Below are 17,783 nucleotides of genomic sequence, written 5' to 3' on the forward strand. Positions count from 1 at the left end.
TTACATCTTTTCGTACGGCTTGAAGCGCTGCTGCAAACCGCGCAGCTGATCGATACGGGCATCGTAGCGGGCCTGCTGAAGGCTGCCGAGTTTGACCTGCGCGCTGGCGCTACTCAGCATGGAAATAGCCTGGTCAAGTCGGCCGACCAGTGCGAAGCCTTCGGCGCGCGCTTCCAGCTCCTGATCGCGGTTGCCCAACTGGGCTTCGGCCTGTGCAAGCAGATCCCAACCGTTTTGATCGTCTTTATTGTTGAAGGTGTAGCGGTTCAGAATGGCCGCGGCTTCACCGGGCTGGCCGCCCTGCAGGTAAGCATTCGCCAGATTAAGTTGAAGCACTGGGTTGGTACGCACGTCCTTCGCGCCTTTCAGGCGGTTAATCGCATCGGTGGCTTTTTTCTGCCCCAAATCGATATCGGTCGCGAGGTCGAGATACCACGGGTTGTTTGGCTCGGCCGTCAGCAAAGGCTGCAGGGCTTTACGCGCCTCGTCGTATTTACTGGCTTCCATCGCCTGCAGCGCCTGGCCATACTGCGCGGCATTTTTCTCGCGCACGTTGCCTTTTGCGAGGGCATCCAGCAGGTCGCTGGTAAGCTGGTTACGCCCCGAATTGTACATGCCCAGCGTCCTCACTTTCGCCATGTAGAAATCTTGCGAAGACTGGACCACGACCGGACGCATCTGGTTGGCACGGTTACGCGCGTCCGACAGTCGACTTTCCGGTAGCGGGTGAGTCAGCAGGATTTCGGGTGGGCGCGACGAGTAGCGCGCCTGATCGAGCAGCTTTTCCAGGAAGCTCGGCATGGCCTGTGGGTCAAAGCCCGAGCGCTGCAATACCTGGATGCCGATGCGATCTGCCTCCTGCTCGTTTTGCTGGGTGAAGCTGATCATACCCTGCCGGGTTCCGGCCAGGGTACCGGTTAAGGCCGCCATCCCGGCCTGTGGGCTGGCCATCGCCAGCAGAATGGAGCCGAGTGCGCCAACCCAGGTCAGCGGGGCGTTGCGTTTCTGGTCTTCCATCGCACGCGCAAGGTGGCGCTGGGTAACGTGTGAAATTTCGTGCGCCATGACTGACGCCAGCTGGCTTTCATTGTCGGAATAACGGAACAATGCCGAATGCAGCACCACGTTTCCGCCAAAGAAGGCGAAGGCGTTAATTTCATCGTTATTGATTAAATAGAAGTGGAAGGGCGTTTTCACCGAGTCGGCGTGCGCAACCAGGCGCATCCCCAATCCGTTTATATACTGGACCAGCAGCGGGTCATTGATCAGCGGTGCACTGCCGCGAAGCTGGCGTACATAGTAGTCACCCATTTGCATCTCCTGCCCAATGGAGAGCGTGCTCCCTGCTGTGGTACCCATATCCGGCAATGAATCGGACGAGTCAGCAAAAGCTGGCAACACCTGACCGACCGTCAGTGCGGCAATCAGTGTCGCAACCAGTGTTTTTCTCAACTGCCTGAACATAACCACTGTCCTGTATGTTGGATGTGCTAATTTGACCAATGAACGGGCGTATCGTTCATCTCCGCTGCTCTGCGAGTGTAGCCGTGTTCAGGCATGAAGAAAATCCCATTCATCAGGGTTTTGCGAAACGTTACAGTGATACAAAAAGGAAAGTCTTTTTTGTGACAGTTAGATACAATTCGCACTCTCACTCCCGCCATCCGATTCAGGGAAGGGTTGTATGCTCGAAATGTTGATGCAGTGGTACCGTCGTCGGTTTAGCGACCCGGAAGCCATTGCTTTGTTGGTCATTCTGGTTGCCGGATTCGGTATTCTGTTCTTCTTTAGCGGCCTGCTTGCCCCCCTGCTGGTGGCGATTGTTCTGGCCTATTTGCTGGAGTGGCCGACCGCGCGTCTGGAAAACATTGGCTGCTCGCGCCGGTGGGCGACCAGTATTGTGCTGGTACTGTTTGTCGGCATTTTGCTGTTAATGTCATTTGTGGTGATGCCGATTGCCTGGCAGCAGGGGATTTACCTGATTCGCGACATGCCCGGCATGCTGAATAAACTGTCTGATTTCGCCGCCACGCTGCCGCGTCGTTATCCTGCCTTGATGGATGCCGGAATTATTGACGCGATGGCAGAAAACATGCGCGCCCGCATCATGACAATGGGTGACTCGGTGGTGAAATATTCTCTCGCCTCGCTGGTGGGGCTGCTGACGCTGGCGGTCTATCTGGTACTGGTTCCGCTGATGGTGTTCTTCCTGGTCAAAGATAAAGACCAGATGCTCAACGCCGTGCGCCGTATTCTGCCGCGCAATCGCGGCCTGGCGGGGCAGGTTTGGGAAGAGATGAACCAACAAATTACCAACTATATTCGCGGCAAAGTGCTGGAGATGATTGTGGTGGGTGTGGCGACATGGATTGGCTTCCTGATCTTCGGCCTGAACTACTCGCTGCTGCTGGCGGTGCTGGTGGGGCTGTCTGTCCTCATTCCTTACATCGGGGCCTTTGTGGTGACCCTCCCCGTGGTGGGCGTTGCGCTGTTCCAGTTTGGGCTGGGCACGGAGTTCTGGAGCTGCTTTGCGGTATACCTTATCATTCAGGGGCTGGACGGCAATCTGCTGGTGCCGGTGCTGTTCTCGGAAGCGGTAAATCTGCATCCGCTGGTGATTATTCTGTCGGTGGTCATTTTCGGCGGGCTGTGGGGATTCTGGGGCGTGTTCTTTGCGATTCCTCTGGCTACGCTTATCAAAGCCGTTGTCCATGCATGGCCGGATGTGCCGGCAGTTGAAGAGAAGTAGATGGTGTGTTGTGGCCTGATACCCTCACCCCAACCCTCTCCCGTGGGAGAGGGGGAAAACACTAAAAACGGCAACCTGGGTTGCCGTTTTTAGTGTTTATTAGGCGCTCTCTTTCAACCAGTTCAGCACCACGTCGTGGTGATTGCTGGTTTTGAAGTTATCGAACACATGCTCAATTTTACCCTCAGCGTCAATCAGGAAGCTGATGCGATGAATCCCGTCATAGGTTTTGCCCATAAAGGTCTTCTCGCCCCAAACGCCAAACTGCTCGCATACCTGATGGTCTTCGTCTGAAAGCAGCGTGAAGTTCAGGATCTCTTTTTCTGCAAAACGTGACAGTTTTTCGGGTTTGTCGGTGCTAATACCCAGCACTTCCACACCGGCTTTTTTCAACTCGTCCATGTTGTCGCGTAAGCCACATGCCTGCACGGTACAGCCTGGGGTCATGGCTTTCGGGTAGAAATAGACCAGAACACGCTGTCCCTGGAAGTCGGTCAAATTTACTTGCTCGCCGTCTTGATCCGGCAGGCTAAATTTCGGTGCGATGTCACCGGCTTTCAGTGGGTTCATTACTCAACTCCATTCTGTTCATGCTGCGAATAATTTACGACGCTTATACTGCCCTGCGCGTTTAATTCTGTACAGAGGGCTTTGAACGCTTGCTCGATATTTGATGCATCCTGCGAGGCGGGGCTGTGGGCGGTAATCTGAATAAACAGTAGCGGAAGCGTTTTATCATCGCTTGTTTGCGTACGGGAAACCAGCTCAGCGATGTTCATCTGGTGGCTGTCAAACAGGGCGGTAAAACGCTCAATCAGATGGGGTGAATCAGGGACTTCAACCTGTACCCAGACGGTAGAAGGCAGTGCCGGACGCGGGCGCGCAGTGGTGCGCTTCATCACGATCAATAAATCCAGCTCTGCGCCTTTCAGCGGCAGGGTGGACTCGATAAGCGTGATGGCATTCCATGTCCCGGACAGCAGCATAATAAACGTGAACTCTTCGCCCAGCATGGCCAGGCGACTGTCCTCGATATTACAGCCGCAGCTGCTCACGTGACGGGTAATGGTGTTCACGATACCTGGCCTGTCAGCACCCAGCGCAGTGATAACCAGGTAATGTTGTGATGAGGTTGTCAAACCTGTTCTTCCTTTGCTTGGTTAAGTCTTCCTAAGGAAAGCATAAAAAAAACATGCATACAACCGCCTGAGCGCCTCAGGTCGCTTGCTTTTATTACAGTTCCAAACGTAACATTGAGACTCTTGTTCGCACAGAGGATGGCCCATGTTCACGGGAAGTATTGTCGCGCTTGTTACACCGATGGATGAAAAAGGTAATGTCTGCCGGTCAAGCATGAAGAAGCTGATTGATTATCATGTCGCCAATGGAACCTCGGCGATCGTTTCGGTAGGGACTACCGGTGAGTCTGCAACGCTGAGCCACGAAGAGCACGGCGACGTGGTGATGCTGACCCTGGAACTGGCTGACGGACGTATTCCTGTCATTGCAGGAACCGGCGCTAACGCCACCGCAGAGGCTATCAGTCTGACTCAACGTTTTAACGACAGCGGCATTGTCGGCTGTCTGACGGTCACTCCATATTATAACCGTCCTACTCAGGAAGGTTTGTTCCAGCATTTCAAAGCCATCGCTGAACATACTGACTTGCCACAAATTCTGTATAATGTGCCGTCCCGCACTGGCTGCGATATGCTGCCAGAAACCGTAGGCCGTCTCGCGAAAGTAAAAAATATTATCGCGATTAAAGAGGCCACAGGGAACTTAAGCCGCGTTCATCAGATCAAAGAGCTGGTTTCAGATGACTTTATTCTGTTGAGCGGCGACGATGCAACCGCACTGGACTTTATGCAGCTCGGTGGCCATGGCGTGATTTCCGTAACCTCAAACGTTGCGGCCCGCGATATGGCAGAAATGTGCAAACTGGCGGCTGCCGGTCATTTTGATGAAGCTCGCGTGATTAATCAGCGTCTGATGCCATTGCACAATAAATTATTTGTCGAACCCAATCCTATCCCAGTGAAATGGGCATGTAAGGAGTTGGGACTTGTAGCAACCGATACGCTGCGTCTGCCAATGACACCTATTACCGACCACGGTCGCGATATTGTCACTGGTGCGCTGAAGCATGCCGGTTTGCTGTAAAGTTTAGGGAGATTTGATGGCTTATTCAGTACAGAAGTCGCGCCTGGCGAAGGTTGCGAGTGTTTCGCTTGTTATGCTGCTCGCTGCCTGTAGTTCAGACTCGCGCTACAAGCGCCAGGTGAGCGGTGATGAATCCTATCTGGATGCGACACCGCTTGCTGAACTTCATGCACCGGCTGGCATGATCCTGCCAATTCAAAACGGCGATTATAACATCCCCGTGACTAATGGCAGTGGCCTGGTCGGTAAAGCGCTTGATATTCGTCCGCCAGCTCAGCCTCTGGCGCTGGTGAGCGGTGCGCGTACCCAGTTTACCGGTGATACGGCGTCTCTGATGGTCGAGAGCGCGCGTGGTAGCTCACTGTGGCCACAAGTTGTTAGCGTGATTCAGTCGAAGAACTACGCGATTGATAAACGTGATGACGCCAGCCAGACGTTAACCACTGACTGGGTCGAATGGAACCGTCTGGATGAAGATCAGCAGTACCGTGGTCGTTATCAAGTCTCCGTTAAACCACAGGGCTATCAGCAGGCGGTTACCGTTAAGCTGCTGAACCTGGAGCAGGCGGGTAAACCGGTTGCCGATGCTGCTTCCATGCAGCGTTATAGCACTGAAATGCTGAACGTGATTGCCGCGGGTCTGGATAAGAACGCGACTGACGCCGCCAACGCAGCGCAGAGCCGTAACGGTGCAACCTTCGATGTGCAAAGCGCCGCAGATGATACCGGTCTGCCAATGCTGGTAGTTCGTGCACCGTTCAACCAAACCTGGCAGCGCCTGCCGGCTACGCTTGAAAAAGTGGGCATGAAGGTGACCGACAGCACGCGTTCAACCGGCAGCATGACGGCAACGTATAAGCCGCTGTCCGACAGCGCCTGGCAGGAACTGGGGGCGAGCGATCCACAGCTGGCATCCGGCGACTACAAAATTCAGGTAGGTGACCTCGATAACCGCAGTAGCCTGCAGTTTATCGACCCGAAAGGTCATACGCTGACCCAGTCGCAGAACGACGCGCTGGTCGCCGTCTTCCAGGCGGCATTCAGCAAATAAAAAAAGAGGGCTGGCAAATCCAGCCCTTTTTATTTTCGTGCTACGCAAACGTGTGCGTGGCATAATATCACCAGTTTTGAATACAAATCATCACACCAGGAGTAATGAAGATGCAGAAGCAAGCTGAGTTGTATCGTGGCAAAGCGAAAACCGTATACAGCACGGAAAACCCGGATCTGTTGGTGCTCGAGTTCCGCAATGATACGTCAGCAGGTGATGGCGCGCGCATTGAGCAGTTCGATCGTAAGGGCATGGTGAACAACAAATTTAACCATTTCATTATGACTAAGCTGGCCGAAGCGGGTATCCCGACTCAGATGGAAGCATTGCTGTCCGATACGGAATGTCTGGTAAAAAAACTGGATATGGTGCCGGTTGAGTGTGTCGTTCGTAACCGTGCTGCGGGCTCCCTGGTGAAGCGTCTGGGCATTGAAGAAGGTATCGAACTGAATCCACCGCTGTTCGATCTGTTCCTGAAGAATGATGCAATGCACGACCCCATGGTCAATGAATCTTACTGTGAAACCTTCGGCTGGGTGAGTAAAGAGAATCTGGCGCGTATGCAGGAGCTGACCTATAAAGCGAACGACGTGCTGAAAAAACTGTTTGATGACGCAGGCCTGATCCTGGTCGACTTCAAGCTGGAGTTCGGTCTGTTCAAAGGTGAAGTGGTGCTGGGTGATGAGTTCTCACCGGACGGCAGCCGTCTGTGGGACAAAGAAACGCTCGATAAAATGGACAAAGATCGTTTCCGTCAGAGCCTGGGTGGCCTGATTGAAGCGTACGAAGCGGTTGCACACCGTTTAGGCGTTAAGCTCGACTAACGCCCTCAGTTGCCAAAGGATGTTCACATCCTTTGGCGTCTTACCTTTGTTTCCTATGGTAATCTTGCCGTTAACCGCCTACGATCATAGCTATTATTAATGGGATAGTTCGAGGTGGTTATGCGCTGGCAAGGGCGTCGTGAAAGTGACAATGTAGAAGACAGGCGCAGTAGCGGCGGTGGCGGTCCATCAATGGGCGGCCCCGGCTTTCGGTTACCCAGCGGAAAGGGCGGTATCATTCTGCTGATTGTGGTGCTGGTTGCGGGCTACTACGGCGTCGATCTTACCGGCATGTTGACCGGGGAACCTCTGCAGCAAGAGCAGCAGTCTCAGCGCTCCATCAGCCCGAATGAAGATGAAGCCGCAAAATTTACCTCCGTTATTCTCGCGACGACAGAAGATACCTGGAGTCAGCAGTTTGAGAAAATGGGGCGAACCTACCAACAGCCAAAGCTGGTGATGTATCGCGGCGCGACGCGTACCGGATGCGGTACCGGCCAATCCGTAATGGGGCCGTTCTACTGCCCGGCGGACAGCACCGTCTATATCGATCTCTCCTTCTATGACGAAATGAAACGCAAGCTGGGCGCCGACGGTGATTTTGCCCAAGGCTACGTTATCGCGCACGAGGTGGGTCATCACGTACAGAAGCTGCTGGGTATCGAACCTAAAGTGCGTCAACTCCAGCAGAATGCTTCTCAGGCAGAAGTCAATCGACTGTCCGTACGGATGGAGCTGCAGGCAGACTGCTTTGCAGGCGTCTGGGGCCACAGCATGCAGCAGCAGGGCGTGCTTGAAACAGGTGACCTGGAAGAGGCGTTAAACGCGGCGCAGGCCATTGGCGACGACCGACTCCAGCAGCAGAGCCAGGGACGCGTTGTCCCGGACAGTTTCACCCACGGAACCTCCGAGCAGCGTTATACCTGGTTCAAACGCGGTTTCGACAGCGGTGACCCGGCGCAATGTAATACCTTCGGCAAAGCCATGTGATGATAGGGTTTGAGCAGCTGATCGAACGGCTGAAGCGTAAAGGCCATCGTCGGCTGGTCGTGCTCAGCGGAGATGAAGAATGGGTATCGACGCAGGCTATTTGCCTGCGTGATACCCTGCCGGGCGACTGGCTTTGGCTGGAAGATAACGCGTCCAGGGCCATTAGCGGACTCCTGGGACGCGAGTTTCTGCATGCTATTTTTGACGCTCGCGCGGGGTTTGACGCGTCAGCGTTCGCCGCGTTGAGCGGAACGTTGCGCGCCGGGAGCCTGCTGGTTTTGCTGGTGCCACCGTTCGCGCATTGGCCGGAAAAACCTGACAGGGATTCCCTGCGCTGGAGCGATGCCGCTGAACCGATCGCCACGCCGAACTTTGTCCACCATTTCTGCCGCACGGTTGGAAACGATCCTGACGCGATTGTCTGGCGGCAAAATCACCCTTTATCATTTCCTCTCACCGTCGATGCACCCGACTGGCATCCCGCCAGCGGTGCGCCACAGCGCGAGCAGGCTGAGATTCTGCATATCCTTCAGACCATGACGGCCGGCATTGTGGCCGTCACGGCCGGCATTGTGGCCGTCACGGCCGCGCGCGGGCGCGGTAAGTCAGCGCTGGCGGGCATGCTGCTCAACCGTATTCAGGGGACCGCTATCGTCACCGCCCCGGCTAAAGGGGCAACGGATGTTATCGCCTCTTTCGCCGGAGAGCATTTCCACTTTATGGCCCCGGATGCGCTGCTGGTCTCTGCGCTGCAGGCTGACTGGCTGATTGTCGATGAGGCCGCGGCCATTCCAGGCCCGCTGCTTGAGAGGCTTGTCGCACGTTTTCCACGCGTGCTGCTAACGACTACGGTTCAGGGCTACGAGGGAACGGGAAGGGGATTTCTGCTTAAATTCTGCGCCCGATTCAGCCGCTTGCAGCGCTTTACCTTATCAACCCCTATCCGCTGGGCGGCTGGTTGCCCGCTTGAGCGGGTGGTGGGGAATACCCTGCTGTTTGACGATGCGCTTCTCGATCGGCAACCGCAGGGCGAGGTGCGCATCAACGCTCTGGAGCCGCTGGCGTGGGAGCAAAATCCCGCTCTCGCGGCGAGCGTGTATGAACTGCTGTGTGCGGCCCACTATCGCACCTCTCCGCTGGATTTACGCCGCATGATGGATGCGCCCGGCCAGCATTTTGCTGTTGCGCAAACGGATTCCGCTCTTGCCGGTGCACTCTGGATGGTAGATGAGGGCGGGTTAACCCCCGAGCTTAGCCGTGCCGTATGGGCTGGCTTTCGACGGCCTCGCGGGAATCTCGTGGCGCAGTCGCTGGCGGCACACGGCGGCTCCCCTCTGGCGGCAACGCTTAAAGGTCGACGGGTAACCCGCATCGCCGTGCATCCCCATCGCCAGCGGGAAGGCATTGGGCAGGCGATGATTCATGGTGCAAGCGGTGAGGATTATCTGTCGGTGAGTTTCGGCTACACTGAGGCGCTGTGGCGTTTCTGGCAGCGGTGCGGTTTTGTGCTGGTGCGTATGGGAAGCCACCGCGAAGCCAGCAGCGGCTGTTATACCGCAATGGCCATACTGGCGCAGAGCGAAGCAGGGCATCGACTGTGTGAACAGGAACACCGCCGCCTGTGCCGTGATGCACGTGTGCTTTCTCACTGGAATGGCGAAAAAATCCCCGTAGAGGACGGCTGGGAAGCTACCCTTAATTACGAGGACTGGCTGGAGCTAGCTGGGTTTGCCTTTACCCATCGGGCGTTTTCGACTTCCGTTGCTGCGCTTACTCGCCTGCTGTTAAGCGTGGATATGCCTCTCCCGGTCCTGCGCCGTAAAATGGAGGGGAAAACGGAAGACGTCGGGCGAAAAGCGCTGCTGGCAACGCTTCGCGATGAAACGGCTCAGGCGCTTGAAACGCTTGATGCCGCGCGCTGCCAACGGTTGAAAGATGACGTATTGCAATGGCAATTTTTTCAATGACTTCATCAGTAAAGTGGCATGGTCATTCCCCTTCAGAGGCGTAGAATCCAGGTCATCAATTAAGGAGACCGCCATGAAACACGACCATTTTGTTGTTCAACGCCCCGACAAACCGGCAAAACAGTTACTGCTTCTTTTTCATGGCGTTGGCGATAATGCCGTCAATATGGGACAGATTGGCAGCTGGTTTGCGCCAGTGTTTCCGGAGGCGCTGATAGTCAGCATTGGTGGCGTCGAGCCCTGTGGCCCAAACGGTCGGCAGTGGTTCTCCGTACAAAACGTGACTGAAGAGAACCGTCAGGCGCGTATTGACGCCATCATGCCCACCTTTATCGCCACGGTGCGCTACTGGCAGCAGGAGAGTGGCGTCGGTGCCGACGCGACGGCGTTGATTGGCTTCTCACAAGGGTCAATTATGTCGCTGGAAAGCGTAAAAGCGCAGCCTGGACTGGTATCGCGCGTCATTGCCTTTAACGGGCGTTTTGCGACGTTACCGCAAAGTACGACGGCTCAAACCACCGTTCATTTAATCCACGGTGGAGAAGACCGGGTAATAGAGCTTTCGCATGCGGTTGCCGCACAGGAAGCGCTGATCCGCGCAGGCGGGGATGTGACGCTGGATATCGTGGACGATCTGGGGCATGCCATTGATGACCGCAGCATGCAGTTTGCGCTCGACCATCTGCGTTATACCGTTCCTAAGCACTACTTTGATGAAGCGCTCAGCGGCGGTAAGCCAAATGACGATGATATTGTAGAGTTTCTGTGAGGTTATCCCCTCTCCGTCGGGAGAGGGGATACCGAACGATTACTTTTTCTGGTCTTTCTTCGGCCAGTCCTCGTCATCGTCCCATTTGTCGTTAAAATCACGGTGCGGGGGAAGATCCGGCTTGTTCGCGAGAAACTTCTTGTGGTCAACGCGCTTGAGATCTTTAATCACGTTCAGCAGCACGCCGACCAGAAACACCAACACCAGAATCCACCAGTACTTTGAAAGCCAATCCATTCGCTAATCCTCTGAGAGCAGTCGTCAGGCGACGAGCTGCTCCATGATACGTTGATACATACGGGCCAGCAGCTGTAAATCTGCCGCGTTCACACATTCATTAATTTTATGAATGGTCGCGTTCACCGGACCGAGTTCGACAACCTGTGCACCCATGCGAGCGATAAAGCGCCCGTCGGAGGTGCCGCCCGTTGTCAGCAGTTGTGGCTTAATTTCATTATAGTGCGCGATAGCGTTAACCACCGCATCCACCAGCTTGCCGCGCTGCGTCAGGAATGGCTGGCCCGATACCCACCACTCCACGCTGTAGCGCAATGCGTATTTTTCCAGCAGCGCAATAACGCGCGCTTTGATCATCTCATCCGTCAATTCCGTGCTGAAGCGGAAGTTAAACTGGACGAAACAATCACCCGGGATCACGTTGTTGCTGCCGGTGCCGGCCTTGATGTTAGCAATTTGCATGCTGGTCGGCGGGAAAAACGCATTGCCTTTGTCCCACTCAATCCCCACCAGTTCGTTCAGCATGGGGGCTGCGCGGTGAACCGGGTTATCCGCCAGATGTGGATAAGCAACGTGACCCTGAACGCCATGGATAGTCAGATTGCAGGTCATCGAACCGCGGCGGCCGTTTTTCACCACGTCACCGACCACCTCAGTGCTCGACGGCTCACCGACCAGACAGTAGTCCAGACGCTCGTTACGGGCCATCAATGCTTCAACAACCTTCACGGTGCCGTTATGCGCGCTGGCTTCTTCGTCAGAGGTGATCAAAAACGCAAGGCGGTTTTTGTGGTTTGGATGCTGAGCAACAAAGCGCTCGGCCGCCACGACCATCGCCGCCAGCGAGCCTTTCATGTCTGCTGCGCCGCGTCCGAACAGCATGCCGTCACGGATGGTGGGTTCAAACGGCGGGTTGATCCAGCGATCTGCATCGCCTGCGGGAACCACATCCGTATGTCCGGCAAACGCCAGCGTTTCACCCTGACCACGCCATGCCCAGAAGTTCTGGGTATCACCAAAATCCATAGGTTCAACGGTAAAACCGATGGCACGCAGGCGCTCAATCATTAATGCCTGACAACCTGCATCGTCCGGGCTAAGGGAAGGACGGCGAATAAGCTGCTGAGTCAGCTCAATGACCGGGCATGACATAGACTACACCTCAACGAATAAAGTCTGAATAAAGGGTTTCACTGAAACCCAGCAGCATAGGCTGCCCGGGCGCGCAGAGCAATGGGCGTTTGATGATTGCCGGCATTTCCAGCATCAGCTTTGCCGCACTGTCAGCGTCGGTGATGCGGGCACGCTGGGATTCGTCGAGTTTACGCCAGGTGGTGCCGCGGGTATTCAGCAGCGCTTCCCAACCTAATTCACTGATGGCGGTATGCAGAAATTCTGCATTAAGACCGTCGGCACGGTAATCATGAAAACGGTACTCGACGCCGTGGGTCTCCAGCCAGCGGCGAGCTTTTTTAATGGTGTCGCAATTTTTAATGCCGTACATCACAATCATGGTGAATCCTTTTGTTCTTACGATGATTAAATGTTCAGTAATTTCGAATATATATCCTTAAGTGGAATATAACACATTCAGGAATACGCTTGATTTACAATTCTCCTTAATTCAACGCACATCTGTAAGCTGAATATACCGTCATCATTTAAGCATAGATGCCCATACGATTTAAATTTCTAATAAACTCAGTGGTTAAATTAAGCGCCATTCGGTGGACGCGTTATTTCTAAATATTGCTATGCGTCACACAAAAATTAAGGCTATGCGTTCATATTTATCATAATTCCAGCGTTTTAGCGGGGTACAATCACAGCAATAGGTTAAACAGTCTTCACAATGATGATACGTTTTCGTAGAATGCGCATAATAATAAGAGAGGTTGTTATGATTGAACGTGAACTGGGGAACTGGAAAGATTTTATCGAAGGCATGCTTCGTAAATGACATTCAGTAAGAATGGCAAGAGCACTTAAATAAGTAAAATAACCATAGTGTGAAGTCATCACACAATAAAAAAGGCGGCCATCTGAGCCGCCTTTTTATTTCATTCGATTATTCAGGACGTTCCTTTAGCGGGAAACGCCGACGCACCAGCACAAAGAACAGAGGAACGAAGTAAATGGCCAGGACGGTGGCTGAAATCATCCCGCCCATCACGCCTGTACCGACCGCGTGCTGGCTGCTGGAGCCTGCCCCCGTACTGGTTGCCATAGGCAGCACGCCGAAGACAAACGCCAGAGAGGTCATCAGGATTGGACGTAAACGCTGACGGCAGGCATGCAGCGTAGCGGCCATTAGCTCGTGTCCCTTCGCATTCATTTCGTTCGCAAATTCAACGATCAGAATGGCGTTCTTCGCTGATAAACCGATCACGGTGAGCAGTCCAACCTGGAAGTAAACATCGTTTTCCAGGCCGCGCATCCAGGTCGCCAGCAATGCGCCGATCACGCCAAGCGGCACCACCAGCATAACCGAGAAGGGAACTGACCAGCTTTCATAGAGCGCGGCAAGGCAGAGGAATACCACCAGCAGCGACAGCGCATAAAGTGCGGGCGCCTGAGCACCGGAGAGCCGCTCCTGATAGGACATGGCGGTCCACTCCAGGCCAAAGCCGGTCGGCAGCTGTTGTACCAGATTTTCCATAATATCCATTGCCGTACCGGTACTCACACCCGGTGCCGCTTCGCCTACAATTTCCAGAGCGGAATAGCCGTTATAGCGTTCCAGACGCGGAGACCCGGTTTCCCAGTGCGAGGTGGAAAATGCCGAGAACGGCACCATACCGCCCGCATTATTACGCACATACCAGCGGTTGATATCATCCGGCAGCATACGGTATTTGGCGGCAGACTGAACGTACACTTTCTTCACGCGACCGCGATCCATAAAGTCATTCACGTAGCTGGAACCCCACGCCGTTTGCAGCGTGTCGTTAATATCATCGATCGATACGCCAAGCGCCTGGGCTTTACGCTGGTCGATATCCACCTGCAGCTGCGGGCTGTCATCCAGGCCGTTATGGCGAACGCGTGTTAATTGCGGATCTTTGCCTGCCAGGTCGAGCAGCCTATCGCGCGCGGCCATCAGCGCATCATGCCCGGCACCGGCGTGATCTTGCAGTTCCATATCAAATCCTGCCGAACTCCCCAATCCGCTGATGGCCGGAGGACTGCTGGCAAAGACGCGCGCTTCTTTGATATGGCTGAAGGCTTTGGTCGCGCGTTCAATAATGGCAAAAGAGGAGCCTGTCTGGCTGTCACGCTGATTCCAGTCTTTCAGACGCACGAACATACGCGCTACGTTCTGTCCGTTGCCGCCAGGGCCAGAGCCGACTGTGGAGAAGACGGAGACCACGTTATCTTTTTCTTTGGTCTGGAAGTAGTTTTCAATCTGTTGCACCACCTTCAGGGTCTGCTGTTGGGTCGAGCCGCTTGGCAACTGTACGGAGGTAATGAACATGCCGCGGTCCTCCAGCGGCAGGAAGGAGGTAGGCAAGCGCAGGAACAAGAACACCATGCCGCCCAGAAGGAGCACATACACCACCATCCAGCGCGCGCTGCGGTGCAGGACCCTGCCAACGCCCGCTTCATAGCGGGCCGCATTGCGGTTAAACATGCGGTTAAACCAGCCGAAAAAGCCTTTCTGACCGTGATGCTCGCCCTTGTGCAGCGGTTTGAGGATCGTGGCGCAGAGGGCTGGGGTGAGGATCATCGCCACCAGTACCGAAAGCACCATCGCGGAAACAATGGTGATGGAGAATTGACGATAAATCGCGCCGGTTGTGCCGCCAAAGAAGGCCATTGGAATAAACACCGCGGAGAGCACCATTGCGATGCCCACCAGCGCCCCCTGAATCTGCCCCATCGACTTGCGCGTTGCCTCACGAGGCGATAGCCCTTCCTCGCTCATGATGCGCTCGACGTTTTCAACAACCACGATGGCATCGTCTACCAGAAGGCCTATCGCCAACACCATCGCGAACATGGTCAGGGTGTTGATACTGTAGCCGAAGGCGTAAAGCACCACGAAGGTGCCGAGCAGAACCACCGGCACGGCAATAGTGGGGATAAGCGTTGCGCGGAAATTCTGCAGGAACAGGTACATCACCAGGAACACCAGCGCAATCGCTTCGAGCAGCGTTTTCACCACATCTTCGATAGAGGCTTTAACAAAGGAGGTGGTTTCGTAGGCGACTTTGTATTCCAGACCGTGCGGGAAAAAGTGCGATAGCTCGTCCAGGCGGTCTAACACAAGCTGGGCGGTGGCCATTTCGTTCGCGCCGGAGGCCAGTTTGACCCCTAAACCTGATGCCTGATTGCCGTTGAAGCGGCTCAGATAATCATACTTCTCCGCCCCCATTTCCACGGTGGCGACGTCGCCCAGGCGAACCTCTGAGCCATCCTGGTTGACCCGCAGGGTAATGGCGCGGAATTGCTCCGGCGTCTGGAGCAGCGATTGAGAGTTAATGGTGGCGTTCAGCGCCTGATTATCCACAGACGGCGTGCCGCCTAATTGCCCCACGGCAATCTGGGCGTTTTGCGACTCAATAGCGTCGGTAACGTCTTTGGCCGTCATCTGCACGCTGTTGAGCTTGTTGGGGTCGAGCCAGATGCGCATTGAATACTGTGAGCCGTAGGCGTCGATATCGCCCACGCCGTTGATGCGGCTGAGGGGATCCTGAATATTACTGGCAACATAGTCCGCAATATCCTGCTTATCCATCGAGCCGTCGGTGGAGACAAACGCGATGGTCAGGATATTGGTATCACCGGTTTTACGCACGGTGACGCCCTGGTTCTGGACCGCCTGGGGCAGCTTACGCAGGGCAGACTGCAGCTGGTTTTGCACCTGCTGTACCGCTTCGTCGGGATCGGTGCCTGCCGTAAAACTCAGGGTAACCGTGGCCTGACCCGTCGCGCTACTTTGCGAAGACATGTACATCAGGTTATCGAGGCCCGTCATGTTCTGCTCGATAACCTGGGTGACGGTGTTCTCCAGCGTTTGTGCAGACGCACCCGGATAGTTTGCCGTAACACGCACGTTCGGCGGTGCCAGATCGGGGTATTGCTCAACAGGAAGTGAAGAAATGGCCAGGACACCCGTCAAACACAACAGAATGGCAAGTACCCAGGCAAAAATGGGGCGATCGATGAAAAAATTCGCCATGAAAAAGTGACCTCGTTTTGCTGCACGTCATTATTGTTTATTGCCCGCATCACTTTAGCGGCAAGACGAAGACCAAACGTGGAGAAATAAAGGAGATAGTGTAAATTATCATGCGCTTCTTTCTACGCTTTCCCCTTTACCGTTATTTACCTGCTGGCGATGCGGGAGAAGGGAATGTCACGCTGACCTGCGTCCCGCCGTTTTGCGGTTGCGAAAACTGTAACGTCCCGCCAAGCCGCTCTGCGCGTTCGCGCATGATATTCAACCCATAATGTCCCGGCGGCTCGCTGGCCTCGCCAATGCCTATGCCGTTATCGCGAATAGTCACGGTGTGCGTGCCGTCCACCGACGTTAAACAGCTCACGGTTATCTCGCCCGCCTGGGCATGTTTAATGGCGTTCAGCACTGCTTCACGGACGATCTGTAACAGATGCACCTGTTTTTGCGCATCAAGCGCCAGAGAGGAGAGGCGGCAGTCAAGATGCAGCTTAGCCTGGGTTTGGCTTTGTAACCCATCCAGCGTCTCCTGCAGTGCCGCAGGTAGATTGGCGTGGTTAAGCGTTAGGCGGAAGGTCGTCAGCAGCTCGCGCAGCTGATGCCAGGCATTGTTCAACTCCCGGGAGAAGTCCGTGATTATGGTTTGCGCAGGGGCATTCTCCTCAGGAATGGCGCGCTTTAGCAGCGCCAACTGGATTCGTAAATACGACAGCACCTGCGCCAGAGAATCATGCAGCTCGCGGGCAATCGTCGCGCGCTCTTCCATTAACAGCAGCTGCTGGTAGTGCTTTTGCGCCTGGTTGAAATAGAGGCCACGGCCCAACATCGTTGCGACGCTTTTCATCAGCGGAAGAGGAACGAGCCCGGCCTCATTTTGCCACCGCAGCTCGCCGTACAGGGTGTCCTGCATCAGCACGGGCAGGCTTTGCATTTCCGCGTGCTGCGACAACGTCCCCTCGCACAGATGCCAGTCATCGCTGGTACGCAGTTCCAGATAATTCATCTGCGTGTATTCATGCACAATCTGCAAAATATGCCTGAAGCAATGGCTGTCGATCTGGCCGGTGTTCAGCGCCTGAGAGCATTTGAACAGCATTTCGAGCTGTTGATGGGCTTCGTTAAGATGCAACGTCTTTTCTGCAACGGAATCCTCAAGCGAGCGATAAAGGCTGTGCAGCTCGCCCGACATATGGTTGAAGGCGCGAGAAAGTTGGCCCAATTCGTTAGGCAGGGCGGTATCCGGTGCGGGCGTATCGAACTGTCTGCGCTCAATGCGCTCGCTCGCCGCCACCAGGTGATTGAGCGGCACCACCACCTGGCGGCGGATCCGTCGCAGAGTCATCACCGTCAGCAGCAGAATGCCTACTCCGCCTGCCAGCGACATCAGGATCACCAGCTGAATTTTATGTTCGGTGTAGTGCTGGAGTGCCAGCACGAAGGCGTCAATCCGGCCGACAAAACCCTCTATGTTGTTCCGATACCACGCCGTGTCGCCGCTTGCGACGCGCGCGTCCATCTCCTGCCAGCCAAGATGGAGCTGCTGATAGCGATGTTTAACGTCCTCCGGCACGTACCAGCGGTTTAGCTTTTGCAGCGCAGGGGCGCTAAGGGTTTGTTGCCAGGCGGCGCGATGTTCAGTCAGAGAGGGGCTGCTACGCTGCATCTCGTAGCCTAGACGGTAACTCTGCATGCGCAGTGAACCGGCAATATTGATGGCTTCAGCGTCACGCTGGCTGCTGGCAAGCGTCAGCAGGGCGATCGTGCTGGTCAGCACGGACAGCACAATAATTGAAAAGAAAGCCCAGGCCAGGCTTCCGGAAACAGGTCGTTTAACGGTCACAGAACAGCTTCCTG

16 protein-coding genes are annotated in these 17,783 nt (G+C 55.0%); 8 read left to right on the forward strand and 8 right to left on the reverse strand.

From position 1 onward, the window contains the following. Complete coding sequence (gene bepA / locus V5P19_RS00500) at positions 1-1,464, reverse strand: beta-barrel assembly-enhancing protease (protein WP_334399106.1); 1,464 nt, start codon at positions 1,462-1,464, stop codon at positions 1-3. Positions 1,465-1,684: 220 nt separating this feature from the next. Here bepA and V5P19_RS00505 point away from each other — a divergent pair, with 220 nt between their 5' ends. Further along, positions 1,685-2,749: an AI-2E family transporter gene (locus V5P19_RS00505; protein ID WP_334399108.1), complete on the forward strand. Its 1,065-nt coding sequence runs from the start codon at positions 1,685-1,687 to the stop codon at positions 2,747-2,749. A gap of 99 nt (positions 2,750-2,848) precedes the next feature. On the opposite strand, the gene bcp is transcribed toward V5P19_RS00505, so the two are convergent. Further along, entirely contained in the window at positions 2,849-3,319 is a 471-nt protein-coding gene (bcp, locus tag V5P19_RS00510; protein ID WP_334399110.1) for a thioredoxin-dependent thiol peroxidase, read from the reverse strand. Continuing rightward, complete coding sequence (locus V5P19_RS00515) at positions 3,319-3,888, reverse strand: glycine cleavage system transcriptional repressor (RefSeq protein WP_334399112.1); 570 nt, start codon at positions 3,886-3,888, stop codon at positions 3,319-3,321. Before V5P19_RS00515 ends, bcp begins: the two co-directional genes overlap by 1 nt. A gap of 145 nt (positions 3,889-4,033) precedes the next feature. Here V5P19_RS00515 and dapA point away from each other — a divergent pair, with 145 nt between their 5' ends. The 6 genes from dapA to ypfH all read left to right on the forward strand — a co-directional run bounded on the left by dapA (position 4,034) and on the right by ypfH (position 10,513). After that, a complete protein-coding gene (gene dapA / locus V5P19_RS00520; RefSeq protein ID WP_334399114.1) occupies positions 4,034-4,912 on the forward strand; it encodes a 4-hydroxy-tetrahydrodipicolinate synthase in 879 nt (292 codons plus the stop codon). A 16-nt stretch (positions 4,913-4,928) separates the two neighbouring features. After that, complete coding sequence (gene bamC / locus V5P19_RS00525) at positions 4,929-5,963, forward strand: outer membrane protein assembly factor BamC (protein WP_334399116.1); 1,035 nt, start codon at positions 4,929-4,931, stop codon at positions 5,961-5,963. 110 nt (positions 5,964-6,073) lie between these two features. Further along, on the forward strand, positions 6,074-6,787 hold the full coding sequence (gene purC / locus V5P19_RS00530) for a phosphoribosylaminoimidazolesuccinocarboxamide synthase (protein ID WP_042320387.1): 714 nt from the start codon (positions 6,074-6,076) through the stop codon (positions 6,785-6,787). Between the two features lie 120 nt (positions 6,788-6,907). Further along, a complete protein-coding gene (locus V5P19_RS00535) occupies positions 6,908-7,777 on the forward strand; it encodes a neutral zinc metallopeptidase (RefSeq protein WP_334399119.1) in 870 nt (289 codons plus the stop codon). Further along, on the forward strand, positions 7,777-9,744 hold the full coding sequence (locus tag V5P19_RS00540) for a GNAT family N-acetyltransferase (RefSeq protein ID WP_334401086.1): 1,968 nt from the start codon (positions 7,777-7,779) through the stop codon (positions 9,742-9,744). Before V5P19_RS00535 ends, V5P19_RS00540 begins: the two co-directional genes overlap by 1 nt. A gap of 73 nt (positions 9,745-9,817) precedes the next feature. Continuing rightward, positions 9,818-10,513, forward strand: coding sequence for an esterase (ypfH, locus tag V5P19_RS00545; RefSeq protein ID WP_334399121.1), 696 nt, complete (start codon positions 9,818-9,820; stop codon positions 10,511-10,513). Between the two features lie 39 nt (positions 10,514-10,552). On the opposite strand, the gene V5P19_RS00550 is transcribed toward ypfH, so the two are convergent. Genes V5P19_RS00550 through V5P19_RS00560 form a run of 3 tightly spaced genes read right to left on the reverse strand, consistent with a single transcriptional unit; the run spans position 10,553 to position 12,263 of the window. Further along, entirely contained in the window at positions 10,553-10,750 is a 198-nt protein-coding gene (locus tag V5P19_RS00550) for a YpfN family protein (protein WP_219321946.1), read from the reverse strand. 24 nt (positions 10,751-10,774) lie between these two features. Then, a complete protein-coding gene (gene dapE / locus V5P19_RS00555) occupies positions 10,775-11,902 on the reverse strand; it encodes a succinyl-diaminopimelate desuccinylase (protein ID WP_334399124.1) in 1,128 nt (375 codons plus the stop codon). Positions 11,903-11,912: 10 nt separating this feature from the next. Next, positions 11,913-12,263 (reverse strand): ArsC family reductase, encoded by a 351-nt coding sequence (locus tag V5P19_RS00560; RefSeq protein ID WP_334399126.1) that lies wholly within the window; start codon positions 12,261-12,263, stop codon positions 11,913-11,915. Positions 12,264-12,650: 387 nt separating this feature from the next. On the opposite strand from V5P19_RS00560, the gene ypfM reads away from it, so the two are divergent. Continuing rightward, positions 12,651-12,710 carry a protein YpfM gene (ypfM, locus tag V5P19_RS00565; RefSeq protein ID WP_015572204.1) on the forward strand — a complete coding sequence of 20 codons (60 nt, stop codon included), beginning with the start codon at positions 12,651-12,653 and terminating at the stop codon, positions 12,708-12,710. Positions 12,711-12,818: 108 nt separating this feature from the next. Here the strand turns inward: ypfM and acrD are convergent, their stop codons facing one another. Together acrD and narQ are read right to left on the reverse strand one after the other, a co-directional pair. Beyond that, positions 12,819-15,932: a multidrug efflux RND transporter permease AcrD gene (acrD, locus tag V5P19_RS00570; protein WP_334399128.1), complete on the reverse strand. Its 3,114-nt coding sequence runs from the start codon at positions 15,930-15,932 to the stop codon at positions 12,819-12,821. 142 nt (positions 15,933-16,074) lie between these two features. Then, positions 16,075-17,769 (reverse strand): nitrate/nitrite two-component system sensor histidine kinase NarQ, encoded by a 1,695-nt coding sequence (gene narQ, locus V5P19_RS00575; protein ID WP_334399130.1) that lies wholly within the window; start codon positions 17,767-17,769, stop codon positions 16,075-16,077. Positions 17,770-17,783 lie beyond the last annotated feature (14 nt).

This window comes from Enterobacter sp. UNJFSC 003, from assembly GCF_036903355.1.
Classification (GTDB): Bacteria; Pseudomonadota; Gammaproteobacteria; order Enterobacterales; family Enterobacteriaceae; genus Enterobacter.

Excerpts from the sequence above, each read along its gene's own strand:
- bepA (WP_334399106.1), bottom strand. The coding sequence starts at position 1,464 with ATGTTCAGGCAGTTGAGAAAAACACTGGTTGCGACACTGATTGCCGCA.
- V5P19_RS00505 (WP_334399108.1), top strand. The coding sequence starts at position 1,685 with ATGCTCGAAATGTTGATGCAGTGGTACCGTCGTCGGTTTAGCGACCCG.
- bcp (WP_334399110.1), bottom strand. The coding sequence starts at position 3,319 with ATGAACCCACTGAAAGCCGGTGACATCGCACCGAAATTTAGCCTGCCG.
- dapA (WP_334399114.1), top strand. The coding sequence starts at position 4,034 with ATGTTCACGGGAAGTATTGTCGCGCTTGTTACACCGATGGATGAAAAA.
- bamC (WP_334399116.1), top strand. The coding sequence starts at position 4,929 with ATGGCTTATTCAGTACAGAAGTCGCGCCTGGCGAAGGTTGCGAGTGTT.
- purC (WP_042320387.1), top strand. The coding sequence starts at position 6,074 with ATGCAGAAGCAAGCTGAGTTGTATCGTGGCAAAGCGAAAACCGTATAC.
- V5P19_RS00535 (WP_334399119.1), top strand. The coding sequence starts at position 6,908 with ATGCGCTGGCAAGGGCGTCGTGAAAGTGACAATGTAGAAGACAGGCGC.
- V5P19_RS00540 (WP_334401086.1), top strand. The coding sequence starts at position 7,777 with ATGATAGGGTTTGAGCAGCTGATCGAACGGCTGAAGCGTAAAGGCCAT.
- ypfH (WP_334399121.1), top strand. The coding sequence starts at position 9,818 with ATGAAACACGACCATTTTGTTGTTCAACGCCCCGACAAACCGGCAAAA.
- V5P19_RS00550 (WP_219321946.1), bottom strand. The coding sequence starts at position 10,750 with ATGGATTGGCTTTCAAAGTACTGGTGGATTCTGGTGTTGGTGTTTCTG.
- dapE (WP_334399124.1), bottom strand. The coding sequence starts at position 11,902 with ATGTCATGCCCGGTCATTGAGCTGACTCAGCAGCTTATTCGCCGTCCT.
- V5P19_RS00560 (WP_334399126.1), bottom strand. The coding sequence starts at position 12,263 with ATGATTGTGATGTACGGCATTAAAAATTGCGACACCATTAAAAAAGCT.
- acrD (WP_334399128.1), bottom strand. The coding sequence starts at position 15,932 with ATGGCGAATTTTTTCATCGATCGCCCCATTTTTGCCTGGGTACTTGCC.